Source organism: Actinomycetospora sp. NBRC 106375, from assembly GCF_030269665.1.
Taxonomy (GTDB): domain Bacteria; phylum Actinomycetota; class Actinomycetes; order Mycobacteriales; family Pseudonocardiaceae; genus Actinomycetospora.
In genome coordinates this window covers 251,087-266,009 of the sequence record NZ_BSTS01000005.1, presented here as the reverse complement: position 1 = coordinate 266,009, position 14,923 = coordinate 251,087, and the positions used below count along the sequence as shown (strand labels likewise).

The 14,923-nt window shown below is 73.8% G+C and carries 12 protein-coding genes and 1 tRNA gene; 5 read left to right on the top strand and 8 right to left on the bottom strand.

Going from position 1 to position 14,923, the window contains the following annotated elements:
* Positions 1-70 precede the first annotated feature (70 nt).
* From QSK03_RS10880 to QSK03_RS10870, 3 genes are all read right to left on the bottom strand, one after another.
* Positions 71-3,301, bottom strand: coding sequence for an ATP-binding protein (locus tag QSK03_RS10880; RefSeq protein ID WP_502872156.1), 3,231 nt, complete (start codon positions 3,299-3,301; stop codon positions 71-73).
* A gap of 67 nt (positions 3,302-3,368) precedes the next feature.
* Entirely contained in the window at positions 3,369-4,559 is a 1,191-nt protein-coding gene (locus tag QSK03_RS10875) for a hypothetical protein (protein ID WP_285651481.1), read from the bottom strand.
* Between the two features lie 5 nt (positions 4,560-4,564).
* Positions 4,565-4,831, bottom strand: coding sequence for a hypothetical protein (locus QSK03_RS10870; protein ID WP_285651479.1), 267 nt, complete (start codon positions 4,829-4,831; stop codon positions 4,565-4,567).
* Positions 4,832-5,391: 560 nt separating this feature from the next.
* Between QSK03_RS10870 and QSK03_RS10865 the strand changes: the two genes are divergently transcribed.
* Positions 5,392-7,941 (top strand): heterodisulfide reductase-related iron-sulfur binding cluster, encoded by a 2,550-nt coding sequence (locus QSK03_RS10865; protein ID WP_285651476.1) that lies wholly within the window; start codon positions 5,392-5,394, stop codon positions 7,939-7,941.
* A gap of 162 nt (positions 7,942-8,103) precedes the next feature.
* Positions 8,104-8,691 (top strand): dCTP deaminase, encoded by a 588-nt coding sequence (gene dcd / locus QSK03_RS10860; protein WP_285651472.1) that lies wholly within the window; start codon positions 8,104-8,106, stop codon positions 8,689-8,691.
* On the opposite strand, the gene QSK03_RS10855 is transcribed toward dcd, so the two are convergent.
* A complete protein-coding gene (locus QSK03_RS10855; protein ID WP_285651469.1) occupies positions 8,688-10,397 on the bottom strand; it encodes a diguanylate cyclase domain-containing protein in 1,710 nt (569 codons plus the stop codon). The genes dcd and QSK03_RS10855 overlap by 4 nt on opposite strands.
* Before the next feature lie 207 nt (positions 10,398-10,604).
* Positions 10,605-11,174, bottom strand: a complete 570-nt coding sequence (locus tag QSK03_RS10850) for a glycosyltransferase family protein (RefSeq protein ID WP_285651466.1) — start codon at positions 11,172-11,174, stop codon at positions 10,605-10,607.
* Between the two features lie 259 nt (positions 11,175-11,433).
* Here QSK03_RS10850 and QSK03_RS10845 point away from each other — a divergent pair.
* From QSK03_RS10845 to QSK03_RS10835, 3 genes are all read left to right on the top strand, one after another.
* Positions 11,434-11,507: transfer RNA gene (locus QSK03_RS10845), tRNA-Gly, on the top strand.
* Between the two features lie 530 nt (positions 11,508-12,037).
* A complete protein-coding gene (locus QSK03_RS10840; RefSeq protein ID WP_285651463.1) occupies positions 12,038-12,553 on the top strand; it encodes a DUF3761 domain-containing protein in 516 nt (171 codons plus the stop codon).
* A 38-nt stretch (positions 12,554-12,591) separates the two neighbouring features.
* Entirely contained in the window at positions 12,592-13,101 is a 510-nt protein-coding gene (locus QSK03_RS10835) for a GNAT family N-acetyltransferase (protein ID WP_285651461.1), read from the top strand.
* A 1-nt stretch (position 13,102) separates the two neighbouring features.
* On the opposite strand, the gene QSK03_RS10830 is transcribed toward QSK03_RS10835, so the two are convergent.
* The 3 genes from QSK03_RS10830 to QSK03_RS10820 all read right to left on the bottom strand — a co-directional run bounded on the left by QSK03_RS10830 (position 13,103) and on the right by QSK03_RS10820 (position 14,899).
* Positions 13,103-13,585 (bottom strand): SRPBCC family protein, encoded by a 483-nt coding sequence (locus QSK03_RS10830; protein WP_285651459.1) that lies wholly within the window; start codon positions 13,583-13,585, stop codon positions 13,103-13,105.
* Positions 13,585-13,944, bottom strand: a complete 360-nt coding sequence (locus QSK03_RS10825; RefSeq protein WP_285651457.1) for an ArsR/SmtB family transcription factor — start codon at positions 13,942-13,944, stop codon at positions 13,585-13,587. The genes QSK03_RS10830 and QSK03_RS10825 overlap by 1 nt, the downstream gene beginning before the upstream one ends.
* A 76-nt stretch (positions 13,945-14,020) precedes the next feature.
* Entirely contained in the window at positions 14,021-14,899 is an 879-nt protein-coding gene (locus QSK03_RS10820) for an aminoglycoside phosphotransferase family protein (RefSeq protein ID WP_285651455.1), read from the bottom strand.
* Positions 14,900-14,923 lie beyond the last annotated feature (24 nt).

The window sequence follows — 14,923 nt, the reverse complement described above, 5'->3', positions numbered from 1 at the left end:
GCATCCTGCGCACGTCGCGACCGCCGCCACCCGATGACGAGGGCGGCGGCGAGGATCGCGACGGCGAGGATCACCCCGGGGCTCCGGGCCCTCGCCGCCCGGCGCCCACCCGGCGGGCGGGGTCCGTCGCGTCGTGTCCCTCCCGCCAGCCCGGCGCCCGGTCGGCGGGGGTCGTCACCGTCACGTCGTCGGCGAGCTCGCCGACCGCGTCGCCGGTGGCCTCGCTCTCGTCCATGACCCAGGCGTCGGCCCACTCGTCGTCGCCGGCCGCGGTGGCCGCCGGCGCCGGGGTGCGGTCGAGGTCGTCGTCGAGGTCGTCGTGGAGGTCCGGTGCGAGGTCGTCGAGGCCGGGCGGCAGGACCCCGGCGCCGTCGCGGTCGTCGTGCCGCTCGTCGAGGACCGTCCCCTCGACCACCGTGCGCTCCACGAGCGGGTCACGCGGCGGCGTCACCGGCGACACGCGCGCCGTGCCCGGCGGCGGCGTCGGGACCGAGCGCGGCGGGAACGGCGGTGACGCGGGGCCCGCACCCGGGGTCGGCGCCGTCGGTCGCGCGGGCTGCGGGGCGGGCGGCGGCCCGGCCGCGGGCACGACCGGCACCGGGCCGGTGCGCTCCGCGTCGGTCTCGGGCGGGGCGGCCGGGCGCTCGCCGGGCGCCCCGGCGGGCAGCGTCCGGACCCGGCGGACGTCAGGGTTCGTGTCGAGGGTGTCGCGCAGGTGCTCGAGGTGCGGGCCCTCGAGGTCGATGCGGATCTTCTCGACGCCGCCGTGGCCGTCGGCGAAGACGAACTGGCGCGGGGTGTCGTCGGGCCGGTCGTCGTGGCGCGGCCGCGGCGAGAGCGTGCCGAGCATCTCCTCGTAGCCGACGTCGGTGGGCACCCGCAGCAGGCGCAACGCCTCGGCCTGCGCCTCCTCGTCGTCGGTGCGCCCGACGAACACGGCGTTGACCAGCGACGCGAACCCCGGCACCCGCAGCAGGTCGCCCGCGAGCTGGGAGGCGAACATGGCGCGCACGTTGAACTTCCGCGAGTCGCGCGCGAGGCGGTCGATGAGCACCTTGCCGGTGGGGATCTGCGACAGGAAGTGGGTCTCGTCGAGCGCGACGCCCTTCCGCAGGTTCCGGTCCGACGTGTAGATGGTGCGCTGGGTCAGCCAGGACGCGAGGTTGAGCAGCTCGACCGCCAACGACTCGCCGTCGGTCCACTCCTCGCGCGGGCTGCCCGGACGCGGCAGCGCCATGCCCTGCATGGTCAGGACGGTGAGCCGGTAGTCCTGCTCGCCCTGCCACGGGTCGTCGCGCGGGTCGGCGTTGCGGTCGGGGAACAGCAGCGCGGCCTGCGGCAGCTCGCGGCGCTCCTCCAGGAAGTCGGCGACGACGTCGGCGTGCTCCTCACCCTCCCGGGCGTGCCGGCGCAGGACCGCGATGACCTGGCTGGGGTCACGGTCGGGGGCGCCCCCGACCTCGCGCACCGCGCGCAGCAGCACGATCCGGGTGTGGGGCATGCGCGCCACGTCGAAGGGCAGCAGGCCGGTCAGGACGTCGAGCACGAGGCGGCGCCGGGTGGCCGCGGCCAGGGAGCGCTCGCGGCGCCACGCCTTGTCCGGGTCGTCCTCGTCGAGGAAGTGGTCGCGCCGGGGCTCGGCCACCACCCGGTACGGGTTGAGGATGCCTGGGTCGGCGCCCAGCAGGTGGATGTGGCGCGAGAACGGGGCGAGCTCCGGGAGTTTGGTCAGCTCGGCGAGCGGGCCCGAGGGGTCGAGCACCGTCCAGCGGGCCCCGGCGCGCAGCGTCTTGTAGACGAGCAGCCCGGTGAGGAACGACTTGCCCGAGCCGAGGCCGCCGACGACGGCCGTGAGGCCCGAGGCGCGCCGGACCTCCTGCGCCATCCACGGGTCCCACGCCACCGGGCGGCGGGTCGCCGTGCAGGTCTCCCCGAGCATGATCCCGCGCCGGTCGCCCACCGACGCCGACGCGGCCGGCACGCCCGCGGCCACCCACGTCACCGAGCCGCGCCGCCGGTAGGCGGTGGAGGCGAGCGGCTCGCCCGGGATGAACTCCCGGGCGTAGGCGTACTGCGCCTCGGGGTGCTCCATCGCGACCCGCGGGCGGTAGAGGTCGAGCACCTGCTGGGCCCGCGTCAGCGCCTCGCCCTCGTCGCGGCCGGACACCGCGACCCGCCACCAGCCGTAGACCCGCGTGTTGAGCTGGGTGAGCCCTCCCGAGAGCTCGTCCTCGATCTGCAGCACGCGGTCGGCCTGGCGCGAGAGCGACATCGGCGGGTCGAGGTCGTGGTCGTGGGTGTAGTGGCGGATCTGGCTGCGCACCTTGCCCATCTGGCGCTGCAGCTCGCCGGCGACCTCCTCCGGCTTGCGCACGTAGATCCGCGCCGACCACTCGACGGGGAACGGCAGGCGGTCGCTGCGCTGCATCCACGGGTCGTCGGCCTCGGGGATCCGCAGCGCGTCCATCAGGCCCACCGACAGCACCGCGACGTGGCGCTGCACCGGCTGGGTGCCGAACCGTCCCAGCACCTGGACGGTCGGGGCGTACGGCTCCTGCTGCAGGGCGACGCCGTCGGTGAACGCAGCGAGGTCCTCGGACTCCCAGTGCTCGCCCGACGCCGGGGTGACCGTGCGCGGAGCGGGCAGGCCCAGCGAGCACGAGCGGTGCATCAGCCACGCCATGTCCTCGGCCGTCGCCGGCACCGCGTCGAGCCCGGCCCGCGACACCAGGGCCTCGACGTGCGCGATCTCGGACTCGAGCGCCGCCAGCTCGGCGGTCGCCGCCGACGGGACGAGGCGCCCGAGGATCGGGGCGGCACCCTCGAGCCAGCGGTCGACCACCGACCGGCCGGACACCTCGACCCCGAGGAAGACCTCCTTGTCGGACATCGACAGCCCCATCAGGTGGCGCTGCTCGCCCTCGAGGAAGCCCTCCCAGGTCAGCGCCCCCGAGACGTCGGGGAGCCGGCCCGGCGCGTTGTGGTCGAACGCCTCGGCCCACAGCGCGACCGGGTAGGGGCGCGAGGTCACGCGGACGTGCAGCCACCGGCCCTGCAGCTCGCCGACCTGCGTCGCGATCTGGCGGATCAACGTCTCGCGCTGGGAGTCGCTGCGGAAGCTCCAGGGCTGCGGGGCGAGCCGGTACCAGGCGGTGACGCTCGAGGCGGTGCGCGCCAGGTTGCCGTCGATGGCGCGCAGCGCGATCGCGGGGCGGTAGCCGGCGGCCGGGGACTCGCCGGTCAGACCACGACCGCGGCGGGCCCCCGAGCCGTTCGACGGCGTCGCACAGGCCGGGCGCAGCCCGCCGCCGCTCGGGCCGGCCTCGATCGCCTCCGGGGCCGGGCCGGCCTCGACGGCCCTGCGGGACCTACTCCGGCGCAGCACCGTCGCCCCCTCGCCCGCCCTGCGGGCTGCTGGGGCCGTACCTCCGCGCGCGCGTGCCGGGACCGAACGGCGCCTCGGGGGTCGCCGGCTCGTTCGACATCGGCCAGCCGGCCCGACGTCGGGGGCGGACCGGTCGCCGCTGGGTGCGGTCGGGGTCGGCGTCGGACGCGGAGCCGGCGGCCCGGGGGCGCTGCGCCCGCCGCGCGGAGACCGGCTCGCGGCGCGTCCCGGCGCCCGTCCAGGCCGCGATGTCCGCCTCCGCCGACCGCGGGTCGGGCACCGGGGGCAGCTCGGGCCGGGGCGCGTCCGGCGCGGCGGTGCCGTCGGTGGGCTCGACCGGGTCGCCGACCTCGGCGGCCGACGGCGGACCGAACCCGTCGCCGGCCGTCGTCGCGGTACGTCCGGAGGTGCTCGTCGAGGTGCGCGGGGTGCTGCGGCGGCGGCGCGCGGGGGCGTCACCGGACGGGCGGGCCGTGGTCGTGCCCCGCGTCCGGCGCCGGTGGGACGCCGGCGTGTCCTCGACCCCGGGGGTGAGGTGGGCGCCGGCGCGGGGGGCCGGCTCGTCGGGTGCCCCCGACGGTGCGGTCGCCGGTGCCCCGGACTCCGTGTTCTCCGACGCCTCCGACGCCTCCGACGGGTCGGGTGTCGTCGCCGCCGACGCGCGGGGCTCCACGACCTCGTCGTCGCGGGGCGGCGGGCCCCACACGTCCCCGGCGGACGGGGCGGCGGCCCGCCGGACCCGCGGGCCGTCGGTGGCGGCCGCGGGGTCGCTGCCGCGCGGGAGGGCGACGGCCGTCGGGGCGCCGGTGAGCTTCGGCCGGTCGCGGTGCACGGTGACGTGCCCGGTGGTGAGCGCGCCACCGGTGACGCGGGTCCGGGCCCGGGGCCCGCGCAGCTCGTGCACGAACAACGTGAGCCACTCGAGGAGGGGCCGCTCGTCGTTGATGCGCCGCGACACGAAGCGCGTGATCCCAACGGTGATGAGCAGGGCCCACGCCACGGAGAAGAAGCCGAGGTCGATGCCGAGGCGACGCTGGACGAACATCACGACGAGCATGACCAGCAGGCCCACGCCGTAGGCCGAGTACCGGGCGCGCCACGGGAACGTCGCGCGCGGCGGACCGAGCCAGACGGCGTCGACGCGGTACACCTCGTCGTCGGTGCGGATGTGCACCCGCGTCACCCCGTGATGAGCTGTGCGAAGAACGCCCCGACGCGTGCGCCGGCACCCGGCGTGAGGGCGATCCCCAGCGCGATCAGGCCGATGATCAGGCCGATGCTGCGGCGGGCGACGCCGGCGTTGTCACCGCGGCCGCCGATCCACAGCATGATGATCGCGATGCCCAGGAGGATCAGCGGGACGATGTTGTCCTGGATCCATCCCTGGAGCCCGCCGGTCCCCGGAGCCTGCGCGACCACCTCGGCGCCGAGGAACGTGACGGTCATGGCGGTCCTCCTGCGGACGTGCTGGTCGAAGTGCCGGGAGCCGATCTCGGCCGGTCGAGTAAACACGGCGGTCGCGGGGATTCAAACCACCTCGGCATGCGGCGCGCGGGGGCCCGCCGCGGCGTCCGGGCACCCCTCTCGGACTCCTTCCCCCACAGGCGTCGACGCATCGTCCACCCTCCGCGACCGGCGGGCCGCCGCAGCCCGCTCTCCTGGTCCGGATGAGCCTATCGTGATCCACACGGCACGGGCGGTCATCACACTCCGGCGCGGCGCGATCGAATTCGCGATCGCAAAGCATCGCCCGATGGGGGACGGAGACACGCCGGGACGCCCCGGACGCGGCGCCCGGGCGCGTACGGAGCGGAGCCGCCCGGCCCCGCGGGAGCACCCGTGCCGCTGCGGTTACCGGTGAGTAGCATCAATCACCTCTCGCAGCGCCGACGGCGCTACCGGCCGTTACAGTGCCGCCCACACCGTCGTTGCGGTTCGTTGCACCTCGTTGTCTCAGTTGTCTCACCGGGTCTCCACCACGACCCGGCTCACGGGGAGGTCCCGTCGTGGTCGTCCGTTTGGTCCTGGGGCTCGCCCTGACCCTGGTCGTGGCGGTCGTGGCCGCGCGCCGGGCCTGGTGGCTCTACACCCTGATCACCTCCGGCCAGCCCGACGCGAAGCGCGCCGAAGGTCTGGGCGCCCGCGTGCGCACGCAGTTCGTGGAGGTGTTCGGGCAGCGCAGGCTGCTGCGCTGGTCGATCCCCGGCCTCGCCCACCTCTTCACGATGTGGGGCTTCATCATCCTGCTGACGGTCTACATCGAGGCCTACGGCGCCCTGTTCGTCGAGGACTTCCACATCCCGCTGATCGGGCACTGGGCGGTCCTGGGCTTCCTGCAGGACTTCATCGCGATCATGGTGCTGATCTCGATAATCGCCTTCGGGATCATGCGCATCCAGCAGGCGCCGGAGCGCCGCGCGCGCACGTCCCGCTTCTACGGCAGCCACACCGGCGGCGCCTGGCTGATCCTGTTCCTCATCTTCAACGTCGTCTGGTCGCTGTTCGCCTTCCGCGGCACGTCCTCCGCGGCCGGCAACCTGCCCTACGACTCGGGCGCCTGGGCCTCGATCGGCGTGGGCTATCTCTTCTCCGGCGTGTCGGAGACGACGCTGTTCGTGCTCGAGACGATCTTCCTGCTGATCCACATCGCCGTGGCGCTGATCTTCCTCGTGGTCGTGCTCTACTCGAAGCACCTCCACATCTTCATCGCGCCGGTCAACGTCTCGGCCAAGCGCTACCCGAAGGCGCTGGGCCCGATGCTGCCGCTGGAGCACGAGGGCAAGCCGATCGACTTCGAGGACCCGCCCGAGGAGGCCTCGTTCGGCCGCGGCAAGATCGAGGACTTCACCTGGAAGGGCATGCTCGACTTCGCGACCTGCACCGAGTGCGGCCGCTGCCAGAGCCAGTGCCCGGCGTGGAACACCGGCAAGCCGCTCTCGCCGAAGCTCCTGATCATGGACCTGCGCGACCACATGTTCGCGAAGGCGCCGTACATGATCGGCGGCAAGGACATGCCCGAGGAGGGCGCCGCCACCCAGGCCGGCGCGAACAACCCGGGCGAGCCCGTCCACGACGGTCACGGCGTGCCCGAGTCCGGGTACGAGCGCTACCGCGCGAGCGACGACGTCCAGGCCTCCCGCCCGCTCGTCGGCACCGCCGAGGACCTCGGCGTCATCGACCCCGAGGTCCTGTGGTCCTGCACCTCGTGCGGGGCGTGCGTCGAGCAGTGCCCCGTCGACATCGAGCACGTCGACCACATCATGGACATGCGCCGCTACCAGGTGCTGATCGAGTCCGAGTTCCCCACCGAGCTCGGCACCCTGTTCAAGAACCTGGAGAACAAGGGCAACCCCTGGGGCCAGAACAACTCGGCGCGCATGGAGTGGGCGAAGGACCTGCCCTTCGACGTGCCCGAGTTCGACGGCGAGCTGCGCCCCGAGACCGAGTACCTGTTCTTCGTCGGCTGCGCCGGCGCGTTCGACGACAACGCGAAGAAGACGGTCCGCGCGACGGCGGAGCTGCTCCACATCGCCGACGTCGACTACGTCGTGCTCGGCAAGGAGGAGAGCTGCACCGGCGACCCGGCGCGGCGCTCGGGCAACGAGTTCCTCTTCCAGATGATGGCCGCGCAGACCAAGGAGATGCTCGACGCCGTCTTCGAGGGCCGCGAGCCGGGCACGCGCAAGATCGTCACGACCTGCCCGCACTGCATGAACACGCTCGGGCGCGAGTACCCGCAGCTCGACGGCCACTACGAGGTCGTCCACCACACCCAGCTGCTCAACCAGCTCGTGCGCGAGAAGAAGCTGGTGCCGGTGGCCCCCGAGGCCTCGCCCGTGCCGGCGGGTCGGATCGACATCAACCCGGCCACCGGCCTGCAGTACCACGGGCCGCACAACGACGGCACCGAGCGCGGCCTCATCCCTGCCAACGGGCACGGCACCCCGGGCCACGACGGCGACCAGGCCGCGCCCGCCGCGGTCGCGCTCGCCGAGAAGGAGTCGACGAACGGGCACGCAGGGTCGAACGGGAACGGGCACGCCGGCTCGAACGGTGGGGCCCGCAAGACCGTCACGTACCACGACCCCTGCTACCTGGGCCGGCACAACGAGGTCTACAGCCCGCCGCGCGAGCTGGTCGAGGCCGCGGGCGCCGAGCTCAAGGAGATGCCCCGTCACGCCGACCGCGCGCTGTGCTGCGGCGCCGGCGGCGCGCGGATGTGGATGGAAGAGAACATCGGCAAGCGCATCAACATGGAGCGCGTCGACGAGGCCATCTCCACCGAGTCCGAGACGATCGCGACCGGCTGCCCGTTCTGCCGCGTGATGCTCACCGACGGGCTCACCGAGCGCCAGAGCGAGTCCAAGGCCACGGGCACCGAGGTCATGGACGTCTCGCAGATGCTCCTCGCGGCCGTGAAGCGCGGACAGCCGGCCGAGACGCCCGAGGCCCCGGGCGACCCGGCCCCGGACGCCGAGACCGATGGACCCGGCGACTCGGATCCCGAGACCGCCTCGACCTCGCCCAACGTGCAGAACCCGTCGACGGAGAACTGACGGGCCCCGTCCCGACCTCGCCCTGATGAACGAACGGCGCTCTCGCTGCTACCGACGCAGCGAAAGCGCCGTTCGTTCTTCCAGGGTAGGCGCGGACGGACGCCGGCCTGCGCCGGACGGCCGTCCTGCGCACGCGGTGCACGACGTCGATAGGGTCCGCGCGTGCTGCTCTCCGACGGCGACATCCGCGCCGAGATCGCGGCCGGGCGCGTCGGGCTCGACCCGTTCGACGCCACGCTGCTGCAGCCCTCGAGCGTCGACCTGCGCCTCGACAGGCACTTCCGAACGTTCAACAACCACGCCTACACGCACATCGACCCGTCGCTGCAGCAGGACGACCTGACGCGGATGGTCGAGCCGGCGGATGACGAGGCGTTCGTCCTGCACCCCGGCGAGTTCGTCCTCGGCTCGACCTACGAGGTCATCACGCTGCCCGACGACGTCGCCGGGCGCCTCGAAGGCAAATCGAGTTTGGGGCGTTTGGGGCTCTTGACCCATTCTACGGCGGGCTTCATCGACCCCGGCTTCTCAGGGCACGTGACGCTCGAGCTCTCGAACGTCGCGAACCTGCCGATCCGGCTGTGGCCCGGGATGAAGGTCGGGCAGCTGTGCCTGTTCCGGCTCTCGTCGCCCGCCGAGCACCCCTACGGCTCGCCGGTCTACGGGTCGCGCTACCAGGACCAGCGGGGGCCGACGCCGTCGCGCTCGTACGTCAACTTCCGCCGCGGCCTGCCGGAGAACGACTCCTAGTCGACCAGCCCGCCCGCGCGGTGGACGCGGTTGCGGCCGGCGTTCTTCGCCGAGTACAGCGCCCGGTCGGCCTCGCTGAGCAGGGCCTCGCCGTCCCCGGCGTGCTCGGGCAGCCCCGCGACACCGAACGACGCCGTGACCAGCTGCTTGTCGCCGCGCCGGAAGTCGGCCTCGACCCGGGTGCGCAGGCGCTCGGCGAGCTTGGCGGCGTCGTCCGGGCCGCCGCGGGTGACCAGGATGGCGAACTCCTCGCCGCCGTAGCGGTAGGCGGTCTCGCCGTCGCGCATGGCCGTGCGCAGGGTGCTCGCGACCTCCTGGAGCACGACGTCGCCCTGCTGGTGGCCGTAGCGGTCGTTGAGCTCCTTGAAGTGGTCGAGGTCGAGCATGATCACCGACATCGGCGCGGAGTGCCGCTTGGCGTTGGCCACCGCGGAGTCGAGGTCGGCGCCGAGGCGGCGGCGGTTGGCGAGCTGGGTCAGCGGGTCGAACTGCGAGAGCCGCTCGGTCGCCGCGTGCAGCCGGCTGGCCTCGATCGCGGAACCGGACAGCGTCGCCAGCATCTCGACCGCGGACAGCCGCTGGCCGTCGACCTCGCCCTCCGGCGAGTCGTAGCACTCGAGGATGCCTATCACGCGCGCACCGACGACGAGCGGCACCGCGACGGCGGCGTCCTCGCCGGTGTCGGGGTCGCCGCGCGAGATCTGCCCGTAGCGCGCCGAGCGACCGACGACCCCGACGCCGAGGTGGCAGTGGGTCTCCATGGGCGCGACGGCGCCGCGGTCGGAGTCGTAGGCGAGCTCGAGGCCGTTGCCGTCCTCCTCGAGCAGCCACAGCAGCACCCGCCCGTCGGTGACCGCGACGGCGGCCTGGACGGTGGAGTCGATGACGTAGCGGGTGTTCAGACTGCCCGCGATCTCGCGGGTCATGATCAGGATGGTGCGCAGCCGGTCGGTCTGGGCCTGCAGCCGCTCGGCCTGGGCGGCGGCCTCCTCCCGCTGCCGGCGCAGGGCGACCGTCATGTCGGCGAGGCCGTCGCGCAGGGCCACGAGCTCGGCCGAGCCGGAGACCGGCTCGGGCGGGGTCAGGCGGCCCTCGCCGATCCCGCGCACCGAGGCGAGCAGCCCGTCGACGGGCGTGACGACGTGCTGCTGCAGCCGCCGCCGGCCGCGGAGGGCGACGACCAGCGTCGCGACGCCGACCGCGGCGATGCACACGCCCACGATCCACTGGGTGGCGACGGCGCTGCGATCCGCCGCCTCGATCGCACCCAGCGTGTCCGCGCGGGTCGCGTCCTTGCGGGCGCGGTAGTCGTCGAACAGCGCCGTGCCCTGTTTCAGGAAGGTCTCGGCGCCGCCCGGCGGGGGCAGCCGGCGCGCCTGGTCGGCCCACTCGGTGCGCCAGCGCTGCTGGGCCAGGAGCAGCGCCAGCACGTCCTGCCGCAGCTGCGGCTCCTCGAGCAGGGTGACCATCTGGGTGTCGGCCGCCGCGAGCGCCGGCGAGGCGTTGGTGGCGGCGTCGGCGAAGAACTGGTCGCCGGTGGCGAGGTAGCCGCGCAGCGAAGCGTCCATGTCGAGCATCGCCTGGTGCGAGTCCTCGATCGCGAGCAGGCCGTCCTGCAGACGGTTGTCGGTCGGGGTGTTCACGGCGACCGACCAGACGAGCCGGAAGACCACGAGCACGACGATGAGGAGGGCAGCGACCGACACCGTGAGGCCCAATCGCTGGACCTCATGGATCAGCCGCGGTGCTCGCCTCACCGGTCCCCCGCCTCCCTGGTGCGCCCTGTGTCCACCAGGTCCATCAGGCTTGCGGGGCATGACGTTAGCCGCGAGCGGGTACTTGCTCTACTTTTCGTGCTCCCGTCATCACTGAGTGATGCTTTCGCGGCCCACGATCGCTGTGGGTGACGTTCGTCAGGCGGACAGCGTCCGGTGCGTCGGGAGCCGCACGACCCGCGGGCCGTCGCCACCCGCGAGACGCTCGCGCCACAACCGGTGCGCGGCCGCCGCGGCGCGGACATCGGACGGTGCCGCCTCGGGCGCTTCCTGGGACGCGACGAGCGCCCCGATCGCCGCCTGGTTGGCGACCTCGACGGCGTCGCCGTCGTCGTTCGGCACTGCCACGACCGGCACCCCGCGCCACACCGCCGCCTGGGTGGCCGCGAGCGCGGTGGGCGAACCGCCGCGGACGAGAACGGCGGCGGGACGGTCGTCGGCGACGAGCGCGTCGAGTCGCGGCAGCAGTGCGGCGAGCTCGCGCACCGGCCCGGGCTCGGTGTCCTCGACCAGCAGCACGCGCCCGGCGAGGGCGCCGAGGTCGTCGAGGGCCTCGTCGACGGCCATCGGGTCGGGGCCGGTGGCCACGAGCACCGGGACGACCTCGGGGTCCCGCTCGGCCAGCGGCGCCAGCGCCCCGGCGTCCTCGCGGGACGCGACGATGACGAACAGCTCGGGCTGGCGGTCGGCCTGCTCACGCGCGGTCATGGCTGCCCCCCTCCGTCGGCGCCTGGAGCTCCCTGTCGCTGACCAGCCAACACGACCTGTGGGCCCAGCAGCAGGGCATCGTCGCGGATCTACCCCGACGACCTAACGTCCCCTCACGCTCCGTGGGAAAGGATCGCGCCCAATCTGTGATGTCCCCGTGATCGGGCGGTGAACCACACCGGTGTAGTCACGCTGGGCGGCAGGCCCGGGTGGGTCCCGCCGGGCCGCGGAGGCGCCGTGTAGGCTCGGAGAGCACCGCGCGAGTGTAGTTCAATGGTAGAACATCAGCTTCCCAAGCTGAGAACGCGGGTTCGATTCCCGTCACTCGCTCCACGCCTGTTCTCGCAGGTCAACGGCCCGTCACCGGATCTCCGGCGATGGGCCGCCGTTGTGCACGGACCCGTCCTCCGCGTGCCCTGGGCGGCGTCGCGGCTCCGCTGTCGGGGTCATGGGACGTGGGCGGGATGGTGCCGCTCCCTGCGGGCGATGCTTCGGATCTCGCAGCATCGCCAGTGGGCCACGTCCGGCTCCGTGGAGCAGGTGGCGCCGTCCGCTCGGGGCGCTTCGAATTCCGAATTATCTCCGGTGGCGGGTGCGGCGGGCCGACCCCGCAGGGGTGGCGCCTGGCGCCTGTGGTGCTGTCAACAACCACGACGTCGGGGGGACAGTGGCCGTGAGCGGTCGGACGAGCTGCCGGTACGAGGACGACGCCCCGACGGTGCGGCTGCGCCCGCACCGTCCCGGCCCGTTGGGCGTCGTACACGGCCGGCAGCGGCACTGGCACCCGCTCGCCCGATTCACGTGGTGGGGCATTCCTGCTCCCGGTCGCGATCTTCGCGTGGTCCTCCTGGCGGCTGCGCGGGGTGGCCCGCGGCGCGGGCTTCGTGCTTGCCGGCTTCGTGCTGCTCGTCGGTGTCCTGGTCGTGACCGCGCCGGCCCCGCCGCCCACCACGACCGCCGCACCGGTGAGCACCACGACCAGCAGCACCGTCGGGAACACCACGCCCACCGCCACGCCCGCCCCGGTCGCCGTGCCCGCGGCCCTCCCGGCGGCCCCGCCCGTGGTCACCCCGGCCCCGCTCGCCGTGGCCGAGCACCCCACGACACCGGCGCACCCGACAATCACCCCGCGACGGGCGACACCCCGACCCGCGTACACGGCGCCGACCCGCCCCCGGGCCACGGCTCGAGTGCCGCAGGCCGGCAGCGGCCACGGCGACACCTACACCAACGTCGACGGCAACCAGGTGCAGCGGCCCGTCGCCGCCTCGTCGCAGCCGTCCGGGGCGACCGCGAAATGCAGCGACGGCTCGTGGAGCTTCTCCCAGCACCGCCAGGGCACCTGCTCCGGCCACGGCGGCGTCGCCCGCTGGCTCTGATCCCCGACATTCGTGGCGCCGTCCGCGACGATGCCGAGGTGCTGGTGCGGCGGGAGCGACCCGGGGACGCCCCCTGCGTGCGGGCGGTCGTGGCCGCCGCGTTCGCCGGCGACGACGGTGCCGAGCCGATCGAGGTCGGGCTGCTCGACCGGCTCCGCGACGACGGCGGATGGCTGCCTGCGTTCTCGCTGGTCGCCGGCGAGGTCGTCGGCGAGGTCGTCGGCCACGTCGTCGCCACCCGTGGGCACGTCGGCGAGCAGCCGGCCCTGGGCGTCGGCCCCGTCGCGGTCCCGCCCGACCACCAGCGCCGCGGCGTCGGCTCCGCGCTGATGCACGGCGTGCTCGCCGCGGCCGAGGCCCGGGAGGAGAGCCTGGTCGCGCTGCTCGGCGAGCCGGCGTTCTACGGACGCTTCGGCTTCCGACCGGCCGCGGAACACGGCGTCGAGGCACCGGACGCGGCGTGGGGACGCTTCTTCCAGGTGCGCGCGCTGGCCGGTGACCCGCCGCGGGGCCGCTTCCGCTACGCCGCGCCGTTCGTCGAACTCTGACTCAGCCGGCGGCCAGCAGCTCGTCCAGCTGCTCGTAGCCCTCGCGCACGCCGACCTCCATGCCGCTCGCGACCATCGCGTCGCGGGCCTCGACCGACTCGAACAGCGACGTCCCCTCGATGCGGCTCCGCCCGTCACCGAGGTCGGTGAAGACCATGGTCTCCAGGCTGACGGAGTCGGGGAAGCCCTCGAAGGTGAAGGTCTGGACGATCCGCTCGTTCGGCCGGACCTCGTGGAACGAGCCGAAGAAGACGTAGGACCCGTTGTCGTCGCGGTGGGTGTAGCGGTACGAGCCGCCGGTCGCGGCGTCGAACTTGTCGATCTCCATCGTGAGGTCGCGCGGGCCGAGCCATCGCTTGACGAGGTCGGGCTCGACATGGGCGCGGAAGACGTTCGCGACCGGCGCGTCGAACTCGCGGGTGATGACGACGGTCGGGGCGGCCGGGTCGGCGGTGATCGTGGTCTCGCGGGTCGTGGTGCTCATCAGGATGCTCCTCGTGCGGTGTCGGTCCGGGGGTCCTTCTCGGTGTCCATCTCGGCGAGGACGTCGTCGAGACGGCGATAGCGCTCCTCGGCCTGGCGCCGGTAGCGCTCGATCCACTTGGTCATCAGGTCGAAGACCTCCGCCTCCAGGTGGACCGGCCGGCGCTGTGCCTGGCGGGAGCGGCTGACGAGTCCCGCCTCCTCCAGCACCTTGAGGTGCTTGGAGACCGCCTGGACGCTGACGTCGTAGGGCTCCGCGAGCTCGTTGACGCCGGCGTCCGCGACGGCGAGGCGGGCCACCATGTCGCGCCGGGTGGGGTCGGCGAGTGCCGAGAACACCCGGGAGAGCTGGTCGTCCACGCTGACTCCTTGTTCAACCTTGCGGTTGAGCAAACCGTAGCGCGGGATCCCTCGTTGTTCAACCCCTCAGTTGAACTCAGAGGTGGGAGAGGAACCAGTGGATCGCGGGGTCCCAGCCCTCGGTGTCGGCGAAGTGGTCGCGCAGGCCGAGCAGGAACGCCGCGAGATGCAGCGCCCGCAGCCGGGAGAACGTCCGGAACGCCGGGACGTCCCCGTAGCCCGCGGCCGCTGCCGCGCGACCCTCGGCGTCCCAGCCGAACATCCCGAGGTCCCAGCCCAGCGGGCCGCGGCACGCCTCCTCGAAGTCGATCCACACGGGACCGTGGGCGCCCACGACGAGGTTGTTCGCGTGCACGTCGCCGTGCAGGGGCTGGATGGGCACCGACGGGTGGCGGGCCTCCGGGAGCAGCTCCGCGGCGGCGTCGCGCAGGAGCGCCTCCTCGCCTCGCGCGAGCACCCCGGTGTGGCGCTCGAGCGCGGCGAGACCGTTCTCGATGTCCGCGGCGACGGGCTCGAGCCCGGGCAGCAAACCGGGGTACGCGGCGAACACCTCGTGCAGCTCCCGCAGCATCCCGGCCTGGACCGTCGGCGTGACGGGCTCCGCGGCCGGATCGGGCCGGACCCAGGTCCAGAAGCTGAGGTGGTGGCCGTCCTGCTCGTGGGGCCCGGGCGGCACCTCGGCGCTCGGCGGCGCCACCGGCACCCCCTGCTCGTGCAGCCAGGTCCCCACCGCCAGGTCGCCCGCGACGTGGGGGCCGGGGTCGCGGACCTCGGCGGTCCACGTCGGCACCCGCACGACCACCGGCGCCGGCCGCAGGTGCAGGACGACCGAGAACTGGTCCCCCAGCTCGGCCGGGTCGTCGACGGGAAGACCGAAGCCGCGGGCGACGGTCAGGGCGGCACTGCGGGCGTCGCTCGAGCGGGCGGCACGGCGCTCGGACGGCGTGGAGGTCATCGCGACGCACGCTAGCGAGCGCAC